Origin of the sequence: Alkalihalobacillus bogoriensis ATCC BAA-922 (genome assembly GCF_000621445.1) — a bacterium.
In the GTDB taxonomy this organism is placed as follows: Bacteria; Bacillota; Bacilli; order Bacillales; family Bacillaceae_F; genus Bacillus_AO; species Bacillus_AO bogoriense.
Map to the genome: position 1 here is coordinate 104,889 of NZ_JHYI01000010.1, position 22,054 is coordinate 126,942.

Consider the following 22,054-nt stretch of genomic DNA (forward strand, 5'->3'; position numbering starts at 1 on the left):
AAGGACTTTTTTCGTCAATGATTTATGATAAAATATGGCTTTGCTTTCTGAATTATTTGGTTAAAAGCTCTGTTGTTAAAAATGCCTAATTTTAAAGTTTGACGAAAAAACGGTTGCTAAATCGAAATATAAAGATAAAATGTAAAAGAAGCGATGTAGAGAGAAAAACGTGATTAGATAATTAAACGTTAGGGAAAGGAGTCGCAATTTTGGCTACAAAACAAACATTCGACTACAATGATGATGCGATTCAAGTATTAGAGGGACTTGAGGCGGTTAGAAAGCGCCCGGGGATGTATATTGGTTCAACTGATAGTCGTGGTTTACATCACCTCGTCTATGAAATTGTCGATAATGCCGTTGATGAAGCATTAGCAGGTCATGGCAATCATATAACTGTCACTATACATAATGATAACAGCATTAGTGTATCTGACCAAGGCCGTGGTATGCCTACGGGAATGCATAGTACAGGAAAACCGACACCGGAAGTAATTTTAACGGTGTTACATGCTGGTGGGAAGTTCGGACAAGGGGGATATGCGACAAGTGGAGGATTACATGGTGTAGGTGCTTCCGTTGTTAATGCATTGTCTGAATGGCTCGTCGTTGAAATCAAACGAGATGGAAAAGTATATAAGCAACGTTTTGAACAAGGTGGAAAGCCTGTTACAACACTTGAGGTAACGGGAAACAGTCGAAAAACAGGAACTACCCTTCATTTTAAACCAGACCCGTCAATTTTTAGTGTGACAACGTATAATTTTGAAACATTATCAGAACGGCTTCGTGAAGCGGCGTTTTTATTAAAAGGATTAGAAATTGAGTTGGTCGATAAACGAAAAGATAAAGAACAACAAGAATCTTTCTGTTTTGAAACCGGAATCGAAGCATTTGTTGATTATTTGAATGAAGATAAAGAAACCCTTCATCCAGTTGTTTCTTTAAGCGGGGAACAAAATGGAATTGAGATGGAGTTTGCTTTCCAATGGAATGATGGTTACACGGAAAACGTACTATCTTTTGTTAATAATGTCCGTACAAAAGATGGTGGTACTCATGAATCAGGTGCAAAATCTGCAGTTACACGAGCGGTGAATGAGTATGCAAGGAAAATTAAACTGTTAAAAGATAAAGATAAAAATTTAGACGGATCAGACATTCGTGAAGGATTTACAGCGATTGTTTCGGTACGTGTACCAGAAGAAAAACTTCAGTTTGAAGGCCAAACAAAAGGGAAACTTGGGACACCAGAAGCAAGATCTGCTGTTGATGCGATTGTCTCTGAAAAGTTGAGCTTCTTTTTTGAAGAAAATCCAGACATGAGCGCGATGCTAATTAAAAAGGCAGTTAAAGCCGCACAAGCGAGAGAAGCGGCAAGAAAAGCAAGGGAAGAAGCGCGAAGTGGCAAGAAAAACAAACGAAAAGATGTGTTATTAAGTGGAAAACTAACACCTGCTCAATCGAAAAATCCGAGTCGTAATGAACTTTATTTAGTTGAGGGTGACTCAGCAGGTGGGTCAGCAAAACAAGGTCGTGACCGGAAATTCCAAGCGGTTTTACCGCTTCGAGGAAAAGTCATCAATACCGAAAAAGCAAAAATCGATGATATTATGAAAAACGAAGAAATTCGTACGATTATTCATGCGATTGGTGCCGGGGTAGGTGCTGATTTTACCATTGAAGATATCAATTATGATAAAGTCGTTATCATGACAGATGCAGATACAGATGGAGCACATATTCAAGTATTGTTGCTAACCTTCTTTTATCGGTATATGAAACCGTTAATTGAAGCGGGGAAAGTGTATATTGCCTTACCACCTCTTTATAAAATTAGTAAAGGATCAGGGAAAAAAGAAATTATTGAATATGCATGGGATGAACGTGGCCTTCAAGAAGCGATTAATAAAGTTGGGAAAGGCTATACATTGCAACGCTACAAAGGTCTTGGTGAAATGAATGCGACCCAATTGTGGGAAACGACAATGGATCCAGAAACAAGAACGCTTATTCGTGTGAAAATAGACGATATTGCAAGAGCAGAAAGACGAGTCTCTACTCTTATGGGAGATAAGGTTGAACCTAGACGTAAATGGATTGAATCACATGTAGCGTTTGGGTTGGAAGAAGACTCCAATATTCTTGAAAACGAAAATCTAATCGTAACGGAGGAGGAATAATACATGACACAGTCAGAACGTTACTTAGATCTTCCTTTAGAAGAAGTCATTGGTGATCGTTTTGGTCGCTATAGTAAATACATTATCCAAGACCGAGCACTTCCAGATGCTCGGGATGGGTTAAAGCCTGTACAACGGAGAATATTATATGCCATGTTTAGCGACGGAAATGTCGCGGACAAGCCATTCCGTAAAGCCGCAAAAACAGTCGGTAATGTTATCGGTAATTACCATCCACATGGTGATTCTTCTGTTTATGAAGCTATGATTCGAATGAGTCAAGATTGGAAAGTTCGGAATGTCTTAATTGAAATGCATGGGAACAATGGTTCGATTGATGGTGACCCACCAGCAGCGATGCGTTATACAGAGGCACGGTTATCAGCGATTTCTTCTGAATTACTCCGAGATATTGATAAAGAAACGGTTGAGTTTATACCGAATTTTGATGATACACAAAATGAACCTGTTGTTCTTCCTGCGATGTTTCCGAATTTACTTGTCAATGGTTCAACAGGGATTTCCGCTGGTTATGCGACAGATATTCCCCCACATCATTTAGGTGAAGTCATTGATGCGGCCATTTTACAAATGGAGAAGCCAGACTGTACGGTTTCAGATATTATGAAATATGTAAAAGGTCCAGACTTCCCAACCGGTGGCATTGCGCAAGGGATTGATGGTATTCGACAAGCGTATGAAACAGGAAAAGGAAAAGTTGTACTCCGAGCGAAAGCAGAAATCGAAGACATCAAAGGTGGAAGACAACAAATTATTATTACTGAAATTCCATATGAAATTGTTAAAGCGAATCTTGTGAAAAAGATGGATGAATTACGTTTTGATAAAAAAGTAGATGGCATTGCAGAAGTTCGTGATGATACGGACCGTACAGGGTTAAGAATTGTTGTGGAACTTAAAAAAGAAGCTGATGCAAACGCGATTTTAAATTATTTATATAAAAATACAGACCTTCAAGTCACATATAGCTTTAATATGGTTGCGATTTTAAATCGGACACCACAACTTGTCGGCATTAAAAAGCTGTTAGAGGCTTATGTAGGTCATCGTAAAGAAGTCGTGACAAAACGAACGGAATATGAACTCCGTAAAGCGAAAGAACGTGAACATATTGTCGAGGGTCTTATTAAAGCGATTTCGATTTTAGACGAGGTGATTGAAACCATTCGCGCCTCAAATGATAAGCGCGATGCAAAAAACAACCTCATCAATAAATTTGATTTCACTGAAGCGCAAGCAGAGGCGATCGTCACCTTACAGTTATACCGCTTAACAAATACTGATATTACAACACTGCAACAAGAAGCGGATGAATTAAAGAAGAAAATTCAAGAGTTAGAAGCTATTTTACAAAGTGAAGCCATTTTAATTAAAGTGATTAAAAAAGAATTACTGGATATTAAAAAGCGTTTTGCTGATGAGCGAAGAACTGTCATTGAAGATGAGATTGAAGAAATCAAAATTAATTTAGAGGTTCTTGTTCCATCTGAAGATGTTATTGTATCTGTTACAAAAGACGGCTATGTAAAACGAACGAGTATTCGCTCGTTTACCGCTTCAAATGGAGAAGACCCAGGAATGAAAGAAGATGATTATCTCCTTGGTCAATTTGAAACAAATACAACGGATACATTATTAGTCTTTACGAAACAAGGAAACTACCTACATTTGCCTGTGCATCAACTACCTGATATACGGTGGAAAGACAATGGGCAACATGTAGCGAACTTAGTTAGTATTGATCGTGATGATGAAATCCTTTCAGCTATGACGGTCTCAGAGTTTAGTGATAATGAGTTTTTGCTTTTCATTACAAAATATGGCATGGTCAAACGGTCACAGCTTTCGCTTTACAAAGCACAGCGGTTTACCAAACCTTTAGTGGCTGTAAAAGTGAAAGAAGATGATGAAGTTGTCAATGTCATCAGAACGTCTGGAAACAGTGAGATTATTTTAGCAACACATACGGGTTATGGATTATGGTTTAGTGAAGAAGAAATTAATGTGGTCGGTCAGCGAGCAGCTGGTGTTAAAGGCATTAATTTAAAGGCTGAAGATTTTGTTGTTAATGGCCATTCTTTTAGTCTTGATGATGATGTGAATTTATTTGTTCTTACTCAACGTGGTGCGGCCAAGAAAATGTCAATTACAGAGTTTGATAAATCAACAAGAGCAAAGCGTGGGTTAATTATGTTACGTGAATTAAAATCAAACCCACATCGTATCGTTGGATTTGAACTTGTTCATGAAAAAGATACGTTTGTCATTGATACTAAAACACAAACTGAGGAAACAGTAGTTCCGTTTGAGTTGAAGAAAAGTGACCGTTATAGTAACGGCTCCTTTATTTTAGATGCTGCTAAAGATGGGGAAGTTATAGGACTACGTCGGAAGATTCAAAATAAAGACGAATAATAAACAATTTTAGCATTTGGGCTGTCGAGGTTTTCTTGACAGCTCTTATTCATGCATACAAGTATTCCACTAAATATGATATATCAAGAGAATCAGTTACAAAATTCATCAAATAGCTGAACATATGTCCGATAGTCCATTTCAAGACGAGTTTTTAGTGAAATAGCAGACTACATATCTTTAACTAACAATCGCTATAATTTTATTATGTTAACTAAGTAAAGTTCATATTATTGGCAATAGATTAGAAAAACTTCCTTTGAATCCTTTCAAACGATATGGTAAATTATTAGAGAAAGATAGAAAAAAGATCTCGGAAAAGGTGGGAGAAGAGTTGGAACTGGAAAAATTACAACAGTTTTTTAATACAAAGGTGTCAGAGGCAAAAGTTCAATTTGAACGAACGATTGATTGTAAACATACAGAATTTGATAATTTGTATCCGTATATGAGCGAGCAACCTCAATTTTTCTGGTACAAACGATATGTAGCGTGGCAAGAATTGCTTACGATCATAACTCTTGCTGATGAATTAGGAATCGAATGGAAAGCAGCCTTTTTAGAGAAACAAGTTGGATATATTGAAGATAAAGTGTTAGATGCAAAAGTGCTTGATAACTGGTATGAACAAATTGAGTCAGAAGAGCACTCTGAACGTACAAATTAATTATGAATCCTTCCCAATTCATGTTGAGTTGGGATTTTTCTTTGTGGAAATATATATAAGATGTTCTATATTTATTACTAATCCTATTTTATCAATAGTAGTCGTTTTGCTTAAAAAAAATGGAAAAAACACAGTTCAATAGAATGAATTTTTACAATATTTAAAAAAATAGCAGAAAAATATGTTATAGTAGTTTGCGAAAACGTTTTCATCATGTAAACTACCTTGTTTTAAAGGAAGGGGTGAAAAAAAGGAATTTTTTTTAACCAACAGTGCAAGCGATTGCGCAAAAAAAGAAATGGGGATGAGAAATGAACGTTGTAAAAAATCGAGTGTCAATGTGTTTGTTTTTTGTATTGGTTTTAGTTGTTTCATCAATAATGCCTTATGTACAACCAAGTAATCTTTCTTCTGTACAAGCAGCAGAACAATCAGACAATTTTACTTGGGATAATGCTACTGTGTATTTTGCGATGACGGATCGTTTTTACGATGGCAATCCTTCAAACAACAATTCATATGGCAGGCCACAACAAGATGCATGGGGGCAAAATATAGGGACATTCCATGGTGGTGACCTTCAAGGGTTAACTGACAAATTAAATGAAGGATATTTTACCGATTTAGGGATTAATGCGATTTGGATTACCGCACCGTATGAGCAAATACACGGATGGGTTGGCGGTGGGTCAGATGGTGATTTTGCCCATTATGCTTTTCATGGGTATTATGCCCTTGATTACACGACAGTGGACCAAAACATGGGAACTGTAGAAGAAATGCGAGAATTTGTTGATACCGCACATGAAAATGGAATCCGAGTTGTCCTTGATGTTGTAATGAACCATCCTGGCTACAATACATTAAAAGATATGGAGCAATACGGATTTGGTACGCAACAATTAAATTCATCTTGGACACCTGGACAAGGCCAAACTTGGCATAGCCACCATGAACAAATTGATTATAATAATGCGAATGCATGGAGAAATTGGTGGGGAGATTGGATTAGAGCTGATATTGGTGGGTACGAGAAATGTGGTAACAGTGAAATTACAATGTGTTTAGCTGGTTTACCTGACTTCCGTACCGAGTTAACTCATAGTATCGGCTTACCTCCATTATTGCAAACAAAATGGCAACAAGAGTCAAGTGGATTTGACAATTGGATTGTACCTGCTGCTAGCGATTTACGACAAGACTTAGGGATTGCTCCTGCTGATTACATTGTAAAATGGCTATCCGCTTGGGTGGAAGAATTTGGTATAGATGGATTCCGTGTCGATACGGCCAAGCATGTTGAAATGGATCGTTGGGACCAATTGAAACAAGCCGCAAATGAAGCGCTCTGGACATGGAGAGACAACAATCCAGATAAACCGGGTGCAAATTGGGATGATGACTTTTGGATGGTTGCAGAAGTATGGGGCCACGGTGTAGGAAGAAGTTCATACTTTGATAACGGTTTTGATTCTGTCATCAACTTTACATTCCAAGGTGAACATGGCAATGGTCCAGCATATAGTTTAGCGACAATGGAATCAACGTTTTCTCGTTATGCGCGCGAAATAAATACTGACCCTACATTTAATGTATTAAGTTATATATCGCAACATGATACGATGTTGTATCCTAGAAATCGTCTCCTTGATGGTGGAACATATTTAATGTTGTTACCTGGGGCCGTTCAAGTATTTTATGGAGATGAAACAGCTCGTCCGTTTGGTCCAACAGGCTCTGATTCTCATCAAGGTACCCGTTCTTCAATGAATTGGGATTCGGTTAATGAACAAGTTCTTGAACATTGGCAAAAGATGGGGCAATTTCGTAATAATCATGTTTCGATAGGAGCAGGAAAACACCAACAAATCGGAAGCAGTCCATATACATTTAGTCGTGTACATGATGAAGATCGAGTCGTTGTTTCTGTAGGTGCAAATGGTTCTACTACAATTGATGTCTCGTCTGTATTCGCTAACGGAGTGGAATTACGGGACTTTTATACAGGGCAAACAGCAACTGTTTCAAATGGTCAAGTAACATTTGAAGCACACGCTAACGGAGTTATTTTAATAGAAGAGCTTCAATCTGAACTTCCGATTCTTTCTGCAAATCCAGGTGGTGGGGAATTTGATGCAGAGGAAATTGATGTGGAATTAACGGTTTCTGGAGCGGAACAAGGTTATTATACGATTGATGGTTCTGACGCAAGAGGAGAAGGGATTGCCTTTTCTGACGGAGATGTGATTTCCATTGGTTCTGATTTAGCTGTTGATGAATCACTCACATTGAAATTATTTGCTGAAAATGAACTAGGAATTGCAACAGAAGAATATACATTTACAAAAACACCACCATATGTAAGCGTTTCAGCGACGCCTCCTGGTGGAACATTCACAACAGAGTCTGTTGAAATCAAATTAAAGTCAACAAATACAACGGATGCTTATTATAGTATTGATGGTAGTAATCCAAAGGATGACGGTATTTCATTTGAGGATGGGGAAACCATTGTTATCGGTGAGGATGCCATTCATGGAGATGAGATAACATTAAGGCTTTGGGGTCAAAACGGATACGGTGAAACAGAAGAACAGTATACGTATACAAAAATTGAAGGGTTAACGATTCACTTCAAAAAACCATCTTCTTGGGGCGAACCACAATTATATTACTATGGTACAAATCCAACTGTAACTGAACCAACATGGGCCAACGCTCCGAATATGAAACATACTGGTGGGGATTGGTATAAGTATACCATTAGTGGTGTTGAAGAAGCCTTTGTTATTTTTAAAGACAATCAAGGAAATCAAACACCAGGTCAAAGTCAACCAGGGTTTTTCCGTGATAAAGAAGGATGGTATGACGGCTCTTGGCATAATCAAAATCCAGAAGAGCCAACAAAACCTGCCTCCCCTAGGAATATAACCGTTCATGAGGTCACTGCCGCAACCGCGATTATTTCATGGGATGCTGTAAGTGGTGCTGTCGAAGGCTACCGGTTATATGATGAAGATAATAATGTTGTACAAGAAACAACAAACGAATCGATTACACTAGAAGATCTCACTTCGGAAACAGACTATTCTTTTTACGTAACGGCTTTTAATTCGATTGGGGAATCAAATCGAAGTGAAAAAATTTCGTTCACGACAAAAGGAACAAACATGGGAGAAAATGAAGTGACTATCTATTATAATGGATTTGAGTCTCCTTACATTCATTATAAACGAGTGGGAGGAACGTGGACGACACCGCCTGGAGAAGCTTTGTCTCCTTCTGATAAGCCTGGATTTTCAAAAATTACAATTAATGTAGGTGATGCTGAAGGAATCGTCGCTGCCTTTAATAATGGTCATGGTCAATGGGATAATAATCAAGGACAGGATTATACGTTTGGTTTAGGAACATTCACCGTAATGAACGGTAAAATTAGTGAAGGCGAACCTTCGAATCAGTTCACTCTAATTTATTACCAAACAGGATGGTCGAATCCGCATATTCATTATGCTATCAACGGTGGTCAATGGACACAGTCTCCTGGTGTCAGAATGCAGCGCTCTTCTGAATACACAGGCTATTCTGTTGTAACGATCGATGTAGGTTCGCAAAATGGTCTTACGGCTGTTTTTAATAATGGAAGTGGTCAATGGGATAATAACCAAGGTCGAAACTATCAATTTGGGACAGGTGTTTACACACTATCCTCTGGTCGAATCGTAGACGGAACACCGAAATAACTGAAACAAACCGCCTCCTCATTTCGAGGAGGCTTAAGATTATATTTGACAAAAAGATGAAAACTAAGTAACATGGAGATGAAATGGTATGTATAGCAACTATTTGTGAGGGATGAAGATGCTGTCTTTGCAGGAATATATTAGCATTAAACTACATAAAGTTGATTTGAAATTAACCGGTTACATTAAAGCTAAGTTGGAACCGTTTAATATTGCACCAGAACAAAACTTAATTATGATGTTGTTGTGGGAGCAAGACGGCCTTACTCAGTCTCAAATCGCAGCAAAATTAAATAAAGATAAAACGAATATTGCAAGAATGGCTTCTAATCTCGAACAAAAAGGTTTTATTACAAGACAAGCCTGTCCTCATGACAAGCGTTCGATTAAGTTATTTGTCACCGAAAAAGGGGAGGACCTAGGTAAAAAAGTAATTCCAGTCGCTGAACAGTTTAATGAATTAGTGAGTGGTGGATTTACAAAAAAAGAACTGGAAGAATTAGATCGGTTACTTACAAAAATAAGTTATAACCTAGATTAGTATTTTTATTTATAATAGTTGCTATATCAACTATTAATTGTTAACAACGAGAAGGGTTTAACCTTCTTGTTGATATATAATCTTTAAATTTTTTCGGGAGGTTATCGTTTATGTATGATATCGCAATCATTGGTGCTGGTCCAGCTGGTGCAAGTGCCGCTATTTTTGCTGCAAAAGCAGGAAAAAAAACAGTTCTTTTTGATCATGGGAAAAGTATGACAAGTCGCGCTTGGGTTGAAAATCACTATGGAGTTACTGAAATCAGTGGTCCTGACTTACTAGAAACAGGGAAAAATCAAGCGACTAGTCTTGGTGCAGAATTAGTGACTGATGCCGTTGTTTCGGTTGAAAAAACTGATAAGGGTTTTGTTGTAAAATCAGAAAATCAACAATTCGAAGCTAAACATGTTTTATTTGCTTCAGGTGTATTATCTGATGTAGCTGAAAACGCAGGAGTTAAATTAGTACCAGGTACAGAACCAAGAATTAAAACGATTATTGAAGTTGATAATGATGGAAAAACAAATGTTGATGGCATTTGGGCAGCTGGTACCGTCGCTGGTGTTAGTGTACATACGATTGTAACAGCAGGTCATGGTGCGGCTGTTGCTATTAATATCATCAGTGAATTAAATGGCGAGCGTTATGTCGATCATGACGTATTAAAAGCATAAATTGAACTTGTGGGACAACAATATTACTTTGTTGTCCTTATTTTTTTGTTTTGTCTCACTATTTAAGTAAACTTTTGATTATGAGATAAAAACTTTGCTTTTTAACAACTTCCTATAATATATATTATGTTAACTTCTTTAAAGGAAATGAAAAGAGGGTTAGTTTTGAACGTTCTCTTTTATTTAATAAGACAAAAAAGTGTGTACAAATTTTGATTAATCCCTCGTCTACTACCCTTCTAATATATAGTCCTTAAAATATTGCAGAGGTCTTGTTGCACCATCTTTAAGTCTACTTGTAAAAACCGTTACCAATTGATAGTCTGGTGCTACAATAATATATTGTCCTTCATGACCAATCGCCAAAAAAATTCTACCTACTTGATTGTTGGATGTTAGGTTCCACCAATGATATGCGTATGAATAATTACCATCAATTTTGACCTTTGAACTTGTAGATTCCTCAATCCAATGATATGGAACGATTTGTTTGGATTTCCATACTCCGTTTTTTAAATATAGCGTACCAATTTTTAATATATCAACCGTTTTCATCGTTAATCCGAATCCACCAATGGCTATACCTTGAGCATCACGGTTCCACTTATAATCTGTTATTCCAAGAGGTGTAAATAAATGCTTTTTAGAGAAAACTTCTGTATTTAATCCGGTAGTCTTTTGTATGATTGCACTTAATAAGTGTGAAGAACCACAGCTGTAGACCATTTCATTTCCCGGAGGATGATCAATGTCCTGCTGGAGTACAAAATTGATCCAATTTTTGCTGGGAATCATACCATTATTACCCGGCCAGTGTAATCCTGAAGTCATTGTCAGCAGATGCTTAATTGTAATTCTCTCATTTTCTTTATCTTTGTTAAATTCCGGAAAGTAATGAATGATTGGAGTGTCAACATTTTCGATAAACCCTTTGTCAATTGCAATTCCAATCAGTGCTGATAAGATACTTTTTGTAACAGAATATATTTTATGTTGTTTTTCTTTCATTTTTTTGTTTCGATAATATTCAAAAATCACGGTATTATTCTTCTGTACAAGGACACTATCAATTTTGTCTTTTTTTATGACTTCTTCAAAATCGGTTAAAGATATCATTCTCTTGGGGATCCCCCTTATATATTTATCCAAAATCTCTTTTCTTCTTTTATAATTTCAAATCCAATGGATTGATATAGTTTTAATGCAGATTCATTTTTTGTTTCAACGAGAAGCTGCATGTAATCAAGATTGCATTTTTGTAAATGACGGATTCCTTCAGTTATTAAATGTTTTGCAAGACCATGACTTCTCCAATCCAGCTTAACAAGAACATTTTCTATTGTGCCGTATTCTCATCTTACCAAAATCAGAGTGTTTGGCTTGAGTTTTTTCTCTAATAACGGAACATGATATGCGTTCTTGTCTCCCATACTGTTTCCATTTTACAAAAATCACTGATGTCCTAATAGAATAAAAAAAGCTCCTATCTAGGAACCTCGAAAATGAATTGATCAATTGTTATTATGTATCCATTTGGACTTTCAGTTTCTTTGTTTTAAAGCACTTATTCAACAGCATCCTTTTTAGTTTTCAAACTATATGCTATGAACGTCTTCTAATTTCATTTACTATTCTCATAGTTTCATTGATTTTTTTTTCGCGCTTCTCTTTTTTCTTTTTAAAACATCATCCATAGTAGGTTGCGGCACAGTTCTTGGCCACTTCTTTAAATCCACTACTTTTTTCATTCGCTCACTTTCCCCACATTTGATTAGTACAAGTACGGTATTCCAAAAAGAAACAACAATATGTATAAAGCTTATGCTGCCCCCCGTCGGTACAGTAGGGAAATATCAAACTGTGTATTAAGAATCTTTATTATGATTTTTAATAACCAAAAATAATATCAATACAACGACTATCATTGAAAAGACCGCGGGAAATATAGTATTTTCCCCAAATAAATTTTCTAATACAATATCAAACGTTGGAACACCTAATGCATAAAGTAAGGGTATTATAAAAAGAGCCACCACAATTCCTGCAAAGAATGTGAACCAGTAATTTTTTTTCTTTTTATCCATCAAATTCCTCCTCTATTTGTAATTTTATCTTAAAATGTTCTTTGTAATTTAAACAAGAAATAACGTTTATAACGTAAATCTAGATAATCTAAGTGTATCATATGTTTCCAGACTCTTTATTAAATTTCCTGTATTTATCAAGTCATTCTTAGTATAAGTCATTCTTAGTATATTGAATGGATTCTAATAATAGAAAACAAGCAAGGTAAAATATTTGCAACTGAAAAAGTATGGATATTTATCAATTCAAGTCTTTTGGCAAATTCGTACAAAGGCTCTCTATATCAGTTGTGCTCACGTTCATTAGCCTTGCAAATATATCCACAATTGATGAAGAATATTAATCAAGGTTCACTCTGATTTAATAATATAGAAAGTATGTATAAATTTCACATTTGTCTTTATGAAATGAGCAAAAAATTAGAGGGGGTAGTATTTAAGCTACTTGTTATTTAGAAATTGAAAATTGAATCACTTTTTATACTTTGTGGTTATTGAACATTTTACTCCCACTGGTTTTACAACAGCCGCACCGCCATCATTTAACGGTTCTGGACTTCTTGGTTGATTCGTTTTTTTACATCCTTGTGAGGTTTGTTTTGGTTGCCGGTGGAAGTCTTTTGAAAAATCAGCCCAAGTATCTTTAGAATAGGTCCGAAGAAATCGTAAAGTACTCCAAAGAGTCTTTCTCTTTTTTTATGTACAAAACTAAACAGTAGGCTGTCATGGCAAATAAAATTTGATTCCCAATCCCTTACGTCTTAGTGCTTTGTGTTTTCTTCAAATTTTGACGTTTTAATTTGAACCTTATAGCTTAAAAATATTGTGATTCCACCTAGTGAAATGAAGCGAAAGCCACTCGACTCCTGCGGGAAAGAGAGGATAGGCGAGACCCCACAGGCGTTAGCCGAGGAGGCTCGCCACCTCCTTAGCGAGCGCGAGTGGCTGTAGCGCAATGGAACGGATATGTTATTTGTGCTAACTAGAAGCTAGGTAAGATTTAAACCTGTGGATATATTTGCAACGCCAGTGAGCTACGTTCCGTTATCTTACCAAAATCCAAGGTATGTGACATGAATTTTCCCCTAATAACGGAACAGATGTCCGCTGCGAATTTATTGTTACTTAAATTCAATAGGAATTGGCACGGTTTTTATGTCATCGTCTTTTTTTATCCGAATTTCTAATGTATTGTCTTTATGGTATGCTGTTGCTTCGTAAATGGAAATGCCGCTTGGTAGCTTTATCTTTTGTTCTTCTCCCGTTTCAAGGTGACGTACAAGGATACTGTTTCCATGTAAAAAGAATCTTAGTTGGTCCGCCTGTTTTTTAGAAACGGAAATAAGTAAAATGATATGGTCAATGGTTTCGAATGTTTCTGGTTGTATTTTTGCAATTGCCTGCCTTTTAGTATTAACTGTGTTGTTACGATTCTCATTAACACTTGATTGCTTTGTTTGAGACGAGTACGCAGTAGGTACCCTCTCCTCTTCTTTCTCTTCCTTTCCCAGTTCTTCATCGTCAATATGGATTACGTTATTTGGAACCGAATTTTAATAATATGTTCTACATATTGGTTAATCCACGACATATCCATATTATTTAAAGTCACTGTTTCTTTATCGACGCCAAACCGTTGTAGAACTTCCTTACGAAAATGATCCCAATGGAAAAGCGGCTCTTGTTTCTCCATTTATGTCCTCTCCTTTAAAAAAATGATAATAAAGCATCATTAATTCTAATAAGCTATTAATAGATATTTACGCTAAAGGGGTGTATTTGGTGAATGTAAAGCTAAATGATATTACCATTAATCATATTTCTAATTCATCGGGGTTCTTTTATGGCAATGACAATACACAAATTAACTTTACTCATCAAGCCGCCGATAAAGAAGGCTTAGGTTCTGTTTCAGGTGATTCCAATCTTGTTTTGAAAAGTCATTTCAGTGTAAAGCCGCTACATCAATCCACTAATTTTAAAGAGTAATGTATGTTCGCCTTTCGCAAAAAAAATCGTGAAAAGGACTTACTGTTAGTTCAAGCAATTGAACAATTATCGGAGCGCCTTGACAGTATTGAAATGACAATGAACGAATCTAAAAATCGTAAATTAGTGGAAACGATTCATATTGAAAAGGTCGTACTAGATAAGCCGACTTTGGAGCAACTAACATTAAAGCTGGAAAGTCTTGATATCGAAGAGTTAAGCGGTGCATTAAATATAGGAAACAATTTTGGAATAACCGTTGATAAAAAAGAAAAAGAAGAAGAACCTCTCCTTCAATTTCAAACATCCAAAAAACAAACTGATAAGTCAAAGAATGAACAAGGAGTGATGAGCGTTAATAAAACAAAAAAAGGATATAGCTTTACATTTGATACGGAAACCAGCTAAGGAGGAATTTGATGTCTATTTTATCCCCTAATATCGAAATTGGAACTTTACGTATAGGTACAATCGAGGGTGCCTCTTGTTTAAACATAGGAAACAATTTTCCGATAAATTTCCGGAGTCAAAAAAAACACACGCAAGGATTTGGCACGATTGGTGGCGATCAAAATAAATTGGAACATGCTAAAGCCGTTGTGATTGACTCAGATGTACTGGAAGCAATGAATATTCCTGAAAGTGAAATTCCAAGTTGGGTTAAAGACTTAGCAGCTAAAACGACCTAATCTGTAACGATACTGTTGTTATTTACAATGAAATTATTATTTCCCGATATCGTTCCTAAGCCTGTTTTCGTTTGACTAGTTGTAGTGAATGTATGCTGGACATTGCTTCCAATAAAAACTCCTGAGCAATTCGAAAGATTCATGACATTTACATTATTGAGGACAATGGTGTTTCCTTTCATCGTATCCTCCTATTTGTTATAGAACTTGGTTTTGTAGTGATGGTTGAATATCTGGATCGGCACTTGGATTATCGACTCCATCCGGATCATTTACGATTCCAAGGTTTCCAGAAATAATATTCCCTTGACCATTTGATGCGATAATTTGATTTAGTTTTTGGGGAGAGTTCCAACCTGTAGCATTATTTGTACCAAAAAATATCCCACTACCACTTTGGAATTGCCCAACATTTATCCCGTTAAATAATACGTTTACGGCCATGAATTAAAACCTCCATTCAAGATGCCAGCCAGACAAACAACATTTTTTTCACTTAGGCTATCTTATTCTTGTAGTGGGCATTGTGTGAATTAGTTATCTTCAAGTAATATAGAATCTTCTAGTTTCTTCGCAATATCATAGGCTCCATCTGATTGATTGCAACAAACGACGACAATGCTATTTTGTTCCGGATAATATGCCGAATGAAAGCTCACTCCAGGATCATAGCCCATCACATGATACTTGATGATGTCACCTCGATGTTTTTTAATCCACACGCCATAGCCATAATAGTCTTCTTCCCCATCTTCATCTTTTACATGATAAGTGAGCAAACGTTGCGTTTGTTTCTCATTTAACAATTTATGCTGTATTAAACCTTCCCATATCATAACCATATCCTCTGTTGTGACAAATGCTCCTCCATCCGCCCCACCTTTTACAGGGACTGAATATATATTTGTCCGCCATGTTCCATCCGGATTGTCGATATAACCGAGAGCTGTGTTTGTTGGGAGTGCATCTAATTCAAAATATCCTGAGTCTTTCATGTTCAGTTTTTTAAAGATATGCTCAGTAACGTATTCGGTAAAAGGCATTTGTGTCACTTGTTCGACAACTAACCCAAGTAATATAAAACCAGCATTATTATAATGGAATCGCTCCCCGACTCTTCCCTTCATTTTTTTATTTTGAAAAAGAGGTAAAAAATCAGTTAGCTTTCGCAAGTGATACATCGGCGTGTCGACCCATAATTGTTCAAAATCATCCATTTCCTCTTCATCAAAATAATCAGCAATACCAGACGTATGTGTGAGCAAATGATGGATGGTGATTTCGTTATCAAAATGGGGAAAATTGAAATGGAGACAATCGCTCAGTCTTGTTGTAAAGCTAAGTTTTTTATTTTGTACGAGTTGGCAGATGGCAATTGCCGTAAATAATTTACACCCAGATGCAATGCCAAACCGCGTATTTGTTTGGTTTTCTCTTTTATCTGAACGATTTGCATAACCATTACTATATTGATGTGATTTATTGTATTCTTTTACAATGACTGAACCGGAAAATGTTTTATCTTTGGTCATCGTATTTTTGAAATCTTTTTCTATATTCTTTGTCATTTTTATCACCTCGGTATAAAGTCAAATGGATTATTTGATTCTTCATTTTCTAATCGTAATCGATATAAATTTAATATCCGGTATTGTTCTTCTGTCATAGCTGTTTTGTCCCAATACATATGCATTAAATTATATTCGAACACTTCTTTTAATTTAAATAACAGCGGAAAATAACAGAACATATTTGTAGGAATGTCATGTTCCTGAGTATAGCCTTCAAGCAACGCTTCCCATATAGACTTGCTATAGTCATTCATATTTTGATTGCCGTAAAATGAGAATTCAAGAGCTGAATATATTGGAATGACTAAGTCATATATATAAAAGTGTTTTTCGCAATCTTGAAAATCAATAAATGATACACCGAGTTCCCGTGTAACAAGAGTGTTTTCCAACCAAATGTCCCCATGGATTAAGCCATAATTGTCCTGATTTTTTGGGATGTTTTGGATTTCTTGAACGACATCGGCACAGATTTTATGGATAGTTGTTTCTTCCTTTGGTATATACTTTGAAAACTGATATTCCTCATGTTTAAACCAGTCTTTAAGGTGTGTGACAGGATATTGGTGCTCGTAATTCAAAGTGACTCGGTGCAGTTTTCCAATTTCTTTTCCTACTTTTTTAAAAACTTGGGCATTCCACTTTGACTTAGGAAGATGAATACCAGGAGCTGCTTGAAATAAAACGATACCTACTTCTTTATCTAGCCAACCTTGTTCAATTTGGTGATAGTCGTTCGATAAGACAACAGGAGCAACACCTACTCCTTCTTTTAACAAATACTGAGTCCACTGTAATTCTTCCTCTTGTTCTTCTAATGTTCGATAATTCGTGACACGGGCAAAATAAACGTGCTGTCCTCCTTTACACTTGTACATCTCATTTGTTACTTGTTCGATTTTTTCGATATGAACAGAATATTTTTCATTTATCATATGTTGGATTTGTTGTAGCTTCTTCGTCATTATGTTTCACCTTATTTCATGGTTTCTTTTTTTACTTTACCATGTTGACAGGTGTGTTTGTTGCTCAAAAATAGATGTGATTTGTTTTTGAGCAGTAAGAGTTTGATTAGGAGATTTATGTTAAAATAAAAGGAACTTATGTCGACTTTAGAAAAGATGTTAAAATGGTTTGAAGGGGGTAAAAAGTGGATTTATTACTTTGGATTACGGTTAGCTTTATCATAATCGGATTTGTTACTCTCGTGTTGATGAAAAAAAGGATGGAATGTAAGTTAGTGCTTATCAAAGAAGATCCGGAAAATAACGAACAGGCAGCTACATCGATTATTAGGTGGATTAGGGTAACTACAGTTTGGGGTACAGTAAGTATTTTTCTTATTGTGTGGTGTTTTCATGTGATCTGAATTCATCGACCTTTTGTTTTTGTCTATGTAGCTTATTGATGTGAACACAAAAAGGCACAAAGTTATCGTGCCTTTTTGTGTTCTTATATCTTTTTTCCTAACCGAATAATTCGTTGGATACTTTTTTCAGAAAGAAAATAACGTTTGGCTAAGTCTGAAACAGAAAGTCCACTAGAGTACTCTTGAAAAATAGCTTTATTTCTGTTCTGTAATTGGCTTTTTGTTCCGTTTTTTTCTCCCCATGCTTTTTTGTTTGTTTCTTTTCTTGGTATATAAAGTGGTTTCCCGTCAACGTATTGCTGAATTAATTGAATCACTTCTTCTGGTAAAACATCTTCTGCATTCAAATAACTCATCATCTTTGCTCCTTTCGATTTTAGAAATCTTAGTAGAGCAAAGATATTAATTCATGACGTCACCTGTTCATACGATTCACACTAGCAAAATCATCGTTCATTCCTCCCTTTTTAGACTAAAAGTCTGCTAAATTCATTATGGTATGTTTTGAATATCGTCTTGAAAGTGGTCCAACAGCTCAGGGCGATATGTCCTTGGGCCAGCTTGATGTTTCACTTTATTCCATAATAAGGCGGCTACTTTCATTTTATTTTTATAAACCTTTGTTCGATTGTCCTTGTTAAAGTCTTTCACAAATTGATTCCACTCGTATGTTTTTTCTTCCGCATTTTGTTTTTTGTCTGTGACAGTTGACCCTGCTTCATATACTTTTAGTAAATCAGCAACAGTCATCTCGTAATCTCCCGTTCTTTCTGCTTCTCTTAAGGCTGCAGCCATTTCTTTCGTAAAGGAGAACGTAGAGACTTGGTAATACTGTTTAAAAAACTCACGTGCTTGCTTGTTAAATTTAAACCCATCTGGAATTAGTTTGGTCTGTAAAGTAAGGGTAGATGATTTTTTATTTTTTCGAACTTTCGTATTCTTGTTCCTCATATCAGTAGTTTTTTTTCCGTTAAGAAAATCAATAATTCTACTTTCAAGTTCCGCTTTCGTTCCTTCGGGGGGAAGTTCGTGTTGTTTACAAATCGTTATTAATTCGTCTTTATACCAATAGTATTGAGTAAATTGTTCGACTGGCATCCTTCTTGAAAAATCTGGTCTCTCCAAAACATCACCACTTTTATAAACCTTTATCTACCATAATTATATAGAGGTTAAGCTACTACTTTCAACCTTATATTACCATTATGTAGCTTTTTTACAAATAAAAATAAGTCGAGGCGATGTTTCTATGTCAAATGGTTTTGCATCATAGTTTCCAAGAATAGCTTCAATGGCAAACCCATTTTGCTGTAACATTTTCCTAAGTTCAACAATAGAATAAAGTTTGATGATTTCCTTATACTTTCTTTCACCAACTTCGTCCATAATTACAATTGACTTTTGGACAAATCCATCGATGATTTTTCGGTGTTGAATAATTTGCGTAGCCCCAATCGTATCTTTTGAAAACGGGGTAAGGTAAGATTGTACATATGTAGAATTTAAATAATCAAAGATAAAGTAACCTCCTGGGATTAATGCTTGATATACCCCTTGAATCACCTTTTCGTTCTCATCATCCGTATTAAAATATCCGAAACTAGTAAACATATTAACGATTAAATCCATTTCTTCGGTGAATGGTAGATTTCTCATGTCGCATCTCATATATTGGATCGGTTCATTTAAAGAAAGTGCAATGGCTTCTTGCAGAAGAGGAGCAGATAAATCTACCCCTGTCACTCTCCAGCCTCTTTGGGCTAAATAACGAGTATGTCGTCCATAACCACAACATAAATCAAGGACAACCATGTTTTGTTTTAAAGGAACGAATGGGAGGAGCTTTTCTAACTCACTACTCGCCTTCTCATTCCGATGTTTATATATCATTAAGTAATCTGTTTGAAAATGTTCTTCATACCATAGAGTCATGTTTACTCCCCTTTCTTATAAAGTATGATTGTTATGAAGAAATCAATTGTTCAAATTGTTGTTCAAACCAACGTTGGTCTAACTCTTTCCCTATAATAACCATTTCACTTTGACGTTTCTCATCATGATTCCATTCTCGATCGAGTGTACCTGCAAACAACATATGTACCCCTTGGAATACCACTCTATTGTTTACATTCTCAATTTGAAGGATCCCTTTATAGCGATACATATTAGGCCCGTAGTCTTGTAAAATCGAACCCATCCATCTTTCTACTTTTTCTAGATTTAACGGCTTGTCCGTCCGCAAAACAAAGGATTTCACGTGGTCATCATGGTGATGGTGGTGATCGTCAAGAAAGTTTGGTGCAATTTCAAGTTTTGTATGTAAATCAAAGGAGTATAAGTTTAATATGTCATCTAAGTTAACTTCTCCATAATTTGTTGACACGATTTTGGCAGAATGGTTTATTCTTTTTAAACGAGTGCTTAATTCGCTAAGTGATTTTTCTGTCACTAAATCGGCTTTATTTAATAATAAAATGTCAGCAAAGGCTACTTGTTCTTGAGCTTCATGTGAGTGATCCAATTGCTTTTGGGCATGGTAGGAATCAACAACAGTAAGAATGGAATCCAATTCATACGTTTCGGCCAAATCAGGCTCAACAAAAAAGGTTTGTGCGACTGGACCGGGATCAGCAAGTCCTGTCGTTTCGATGATGACTCGCTCAAAATCAAATTGTTTTTCAAGTAATTCATAAAGGATACGAATTAAGTCACCTCTTACGTTACAACAAATACACCCATTATTCATTTCAAAAATTTCTTCTTCAGCACCAACGACGAGTTGATTATCAATCCTCACATCTCCAAATTCATTTACGATTACCGCAATTTTATGACCATGGTTTTCTCGTAAAATATAATTCAACAAAGTGGTTTTTCCAGCACCTAGAAAACCAGTTAGAACAGTAACAGGTATTCTTTTCTTTTCTGACATGATAGATATTCTCCTTTGTAATAGAATTTCATCTATATTATAATCGTAATGATTACGATTTAAACAACAAAAAATAAATGTAAATATTATAAATCGGAATCATTCTTAATTATATCACCAGTTGGAAGGAGTAACAATGAAAATGGAACAATTACCATCAAAAGCGGAACGATATAAGAGATTCGGTTCTGTCTCGCCTATTCTAGGAGAAAAGCCAGTAGTTAAAGAAAAAATGGTTGACCTTCAAAATATACCAAACGATTTTCTTTTCGCACTTGACCAGGTAGGGGTCAGCAAAATAAAACACCCTATTATTGTTTGTTCAGATTATTCCCCTATTGAACAAACATCGATCGGCTCCTTTTCCCTCACAACAAACTTACCTAAGATGAGCAAAGGAATTAATATGAGTCGATTACCTGAATTGCTACATCATTATTATGAAAAAGGCCTTAAGATGGACTTTGATACGCTCTACTCGTTTTGTCATGAGATGACACTGAAAATGGAACAACAGCAAGCTCATATTTCCGTTGAATTTCCATGGTTTTATGAACGTAAAAGCCCAGCATTACATAAAGTCGGTTTGTCTCATGCTCAAATTGGAATGAGTGTTCATTATGAGGAAGGAAAAGGTTTTTCTCATGAGGTAGAATTGCTTGTGGCGATTACAACCCTATGTCCATGTTCAAAAGAAATCAGTGAGTATAGTGCACACAACCAGCGGGGCTTTGTCAAAATGAAGACACAGTTTTTTGATCCGACTGAACTTAAACAAGATTGGAAAGTCATCTTGCTTGAAGCGGCGGAATCCAATGCGAGCTCTGTTTTATTTCCAGTTTTAAAAAGACCGGATGAAAAGGCTGTAACGGAAAAAGCTTATGAAAACCCTCGTTTTGTTGAAGATATTGTTCGATTAGTTGCGGCTGATTTATATGAGAACGAAACAATCCAAGCCTTTACAGTCGAGTGTCGAAATGAAGAATCCATTCATATGCATGATGCGATAGCGTCATTTTCCTATAATAAAAACAGCTGATGGATTTCCTTCAGCTGTTTCTTGTCGTATTCACCGTTGTTATGGACACTTGTTCCGCTAGTTTCATAATTTTTGCTGTTTGTCGACTGCTACCGGACATCTGTTCCGTTAATGTAACAAAATAGTGTTCCTAAAGC

General features: G+C 36.1%; 24 protein-coding genes and 1 pseudogene. 11 read left to right on the forward strand and 14 right to left on the reverse strand.

Features of this window, described 5'->3' with window-relative positions; translation table 11 throughout:
• Positions 1-209: 209 nt before the first annotated feature.
• The 6 genes from parE (at position 210) to T323_RS0102775 (ending at position 10,244) form a co-directional block, all read left to right on the forward strand.
• The gene (parE, locus tag T323_RS0102750) at positions 210-2,183 is read left to right on the forward strand and encodes a DNA topoisomerase IV subunit B (RefSeq protein WP_026671915.1); all 1,974 of its coding nucleotides are present in this window, start codon (positions 210-212) and stop codon (positions 2,181-2,183) included.
• Positions 2,184-2,186: 3 nt separating this feature from the next.
• On the forward strand, positions 2,187-4,619 hold the full coding sequence (parC, locus tag T323_RS0102755) for a DNA topoisomerase IV subunit A (protein WP_026671916.1): 2,433 nt from the start codon (positions 2,187-2,189) through the stop codon (positions 4,617-4,619).
• A 334-nt stretch (positions 4,620-4,953) separates the two neighbouring features.
• Positions 4,954-5,286 (forward strand): hypothetical protein, encoded by a 333-nt coding sequence (locus tag T323_RS0102760; RefSeq protein WP_026671917.1) that lies wholly within the window; start codon positions 4,954-4,956, stop codon positions 5,284-5,286.
• Between the two features lie 311 nt (positions 5,287-5,597).
• Positions 5,598-9,029, forward strand: coding sequence for a carbohydrate binding domain-containing protein (locus T323_RS27755; RefSeq protein WP_051556325.1), 3,432 nt, complete (start codon positions 5,598-5,600; stop codon positions 9,027-9,029).
• A 118-nt stretch (positions 9,030-9,147) separates the two neighbouring features.
• On the forward strand, positions 9,148-9,570 hold the full coding sequence (locus T323_RS0102770; protein ID WP_308417639.1) for a MarR family winged helix-turn-helix transcriptional regulator: 423 nt from the start codon (positions 9,148-9,150) through the stop codon (positions 9,568-9,570).
• A gap of 110 nt (positions 9,571-9,680) precedes the next feature.
• Positions 9,681-10,244, forward strand: coding sequence for an FAD-dependent oxidoreductase (locus tag T323_RS0102775; protein ID WP_026671919.1), 564 nt, complete (start codon positions 9,681-9,683; stop codon positions 10,242-10,244).
• Between the two features lie 231 nt (positions 10,245-10,475).
• Here T323_RS0102775 and T323_RS0102780 read toward each other — a convergent pair whose 3' ends face one another.
• The 6 genes and pseudogenes from T323_RS0102780 to T323_RS28685 form a co-directional block, all read right to left on the reverse strand.
• Positions 10,476-11,360, reverse strand: a complete 885-nt coding sequence (locus T323_RS0102780) for a serine hydrolase domain-containing protein (protein ID WP_035177462.1) — start codon at positions 11,358-11,360, stop codon at positions 10,476-10,478.
• 17 nt (positions 11,361-11,377) lie between these two features.
• The gene (locus tag T323_RS29715; protein WP_084309053.1) at positions 11,378-11,584 is read right to left on the reverse strand and encodes a GNAT family N-acetyltransferase; all 207 of its coding nucleotides are present in this window, start codon (positions 11,582-11,584) and stop codon (positions 11,378-11,380) included.
• A 525-nt stretch (positions 11,585-12,109) separates the two neighbouring features.
• Positions 12,110-12,328: a hypothetical protein gene (locus T323_RS0102790; protein WP_026671921.1), complete on the reverse strand. Its 219-nt coding sequence runs from the start codon at positions 12,326-12,328 to the stop codon at positions 12,110-12,112.
• Between the two features lie 66 nt (positions 12,329-12,394).
• Positions 12,395-12,536, reverse strand: a pseudogene (locus T323_RS29350) (IS1595 family transposase); the annotation flags it as partial.
• 913 nt (positions 12,537-13,449) lie between these two features.
• On the reverse strand, positions 13,450-13,860 hold the full coding sequence (locus T323_RS29840) for a hypothetical protein (RefSeq protein WP_505579017.1): 411 nt from the start codon (positions 13,858-13,860) through the stop codon (positions 13,450-13,452).
• Positions 13,860-14,021: a hypothetical protein gene (locus T323_RS28685; protein ID WP_156942377.1), complete on the reverse strand. Its 162-nt coding sequence runs from the start codon at positions 14,019-14,021 to the stop codon at positions 13,860-13,862. Before T323_RS28685 ends, T323_RS29840 begins: the two co-directional genes overlap by 1 nt.
• Positions 14,022-14,110: 89 nt before the next feature.
• On the opposite strand from T323_RS28685, the gene T323_RS0102800 reads away from it, so the two are divergent.
• The 3 genes from T323_RS0102800 to T323_RS0102810 are packed head-to-tail and all read left to right on the forward strand — an operon-like array spanning position 14,111 to position 15,006.
• Positions 14,111-14,317, forward strand: coding sequence for a hypothetical protein (locus tag T323_RS0102800; RefSeq protein ID WP_026671922.1), 207 nt, complete (start codon positions 14,111-14,113; stop codon positions 14,315-14,317).
• Positions 14,318-14,320: 3 nt separating this feature from the next.
• Positions 14,321-14,725 (forward strand): hypothetical protein, encoded by a 405-nt coding sequence (locus tag T323_RS0102805; RefSeq protein WP_026671923.1) that lies wholly within the window; start codon positions 14,321-14,323, stop codon positions 14,723-14,725.
• Positions 14,726-14,736: 11 nt separating this feature from the next.
• Positions 14,737-15,006 (forward strand): hypothetical protein, encoded by a 270-nt coding sequence (locus tag T323_RS0102810; protein WP_026671924.1) that lies wholly within the window; start codon positions 14,737-14,739, stop codon positions 15,004-15,006.
• On the opposite strand, the gene T323_RS0102815 is transcribed toward T323_RS0102810, so the two are convergent.
• The 4 genes from T323_RS0102815 to T323_RS0102835 form a co-directional block, all read right to left on the reverse strand.
• On the reverse strand, positions 15,003-15,188 hold the full coding sequence (locus T323_RS0102815; RefSeq protein WP_026671925.1) for a hypothetical protein: 186 nt from the start codon (positions 15,186-15,188) through the stop codon (positions 15,003-15,005). The genes T323_RS0102810 and T323_RS0102815 overlap by 4 nt on opposite strands.
• 16 nt (positions 15,189-15,204) lie before the next feature.
• Positions 15,205-15,450 (reverse strand): hypothetical protein, encoded by a 246-nt coding sequence (locus T323_RS25790; RefSeq protein ID WP_035177465.1) that lies wholly within the window; start codon positions 15,448-15,450, stop codon positions 15,205-15,207.
• 89 nt (positions 15,451-15,539) lie between these two features.
• On the reverse strand, positions 15,540-16,574 hold the full coding sequence (locus T323_RS0102830; RefSeq protein ID WP_026671926.1) for a serine hydrolase domain-containing protein: 1,035 nt from the start codon (positions 16,572-16,574) through the stop codon (positions 15,540-15,542).
• 5 nt (positions 16,575-16,579) lie between these two features.
• A complete protein-coding gene (locus T323_RS0102835) occupies positions 16,580-17,542 on the reverse strand; it encodes a phosphotransferase enzyme family protein (RefSeq protein WP_026671927.1) in 963 nt (320 codons plus the stop codon).
• Between the two features lie 185 nt (positions 17,543-17,727).
• Between T323_RS0102835 and T323_RS0102840 the strand changes: the two genes are divergently transcribed.
• Positions 17,728-17,946 carry a hypothetical protein gene (locus tag T323_RS0102840; protein WP_026671928.1) on the forward strand — a complete coding sequence of 73 codons (219 nt, stop codon included), beginning with the start codon at positions 17,728-17,730 and terminating at the stop codon, positions 17,944-17,946.
• A gap of 83 nt (positions 17,947-18,029) precedes the next feature.
• Here T323_RS0102840 and T323_RS0102845 read toward each other — a convergent pair whose 3' ends face one another.
• The 4 genes from T323_RS0102845 to T323_RS0102860 form a co-directional block, all read right to left on the reverse strand.
• Positions 18,030-18,302 carry a CD3324 family protein gene (locus tag T323_RS0102845; RefSeq protein ID WP_026671929.1) on the reverse strand — a complete coding sequence of 91 codons (273 nt, stop codon included), beginning with the start codon at positions 18,300-18,302 and terminating at the stop codon, positions 18,030-18,032.
• Between the two features lie 136 nt (positions 18,303-18,438).
• Positions 18,439-19,071 carry an SAP domain-containing protein gene (locus tag T323_RS0102850; protein WP_026671930.1) on the reverse strand — a complete coding sequence of 211 codons (633 nt, stop codon included), beginning with the start codon at positions 19,069-19,071 and terminating at the stop codon, positions 18,439-18,441.
• A gap of 78 nt (positions 19,072-19,149) precedes the next feature.
• The gene (locus tag T323_RS0102855) at positions 19,150-19,878 is read right to left on the reverse strand and encodes a class I SAM-dependent methyltransferase (RefSeq protein WP_026671931.1); all 729 of its coding nucleotides are present in this window, start codon (positions 19,876-19,878) and stop codon (positions 19,150-19,152) included.
• Positions 19,879-19,909: 31 nt separating this feature from the next.
• The gene (locus T323_RS0102860) at positions 19,910-20,878 is read right to left on the reverse strand and encodes a CobW family GTP-binding protein (RefSeq protein WP_026671932.1); all 969 of its coding nucleotides are present in this window, start codon (positions 20,876-20,878) and stop codon (positions 19,910-19,912) included.
• Positions 20,879-21,014: 136 nt separating this feature from the next.
• Between T323_RS0102860 and folE2 the strand changes: the two genes are divergently transcribed.
• The gene (folE2, locus tag T323_RS0102865) at positions 21,015-21,917 is read left to right on the forward strand and encodes a GTP cyclohydrolase FolE2 (protein ID WP_373279317.1); all 903 of its coding nucleotides are present in this window, start codon (positions 21,015-21,017) and stop codon (positions 21,915-21,917) included.
• The last annotated feature ends 137 nt before the right edge of the window (positions 21,918-22,054 follow it).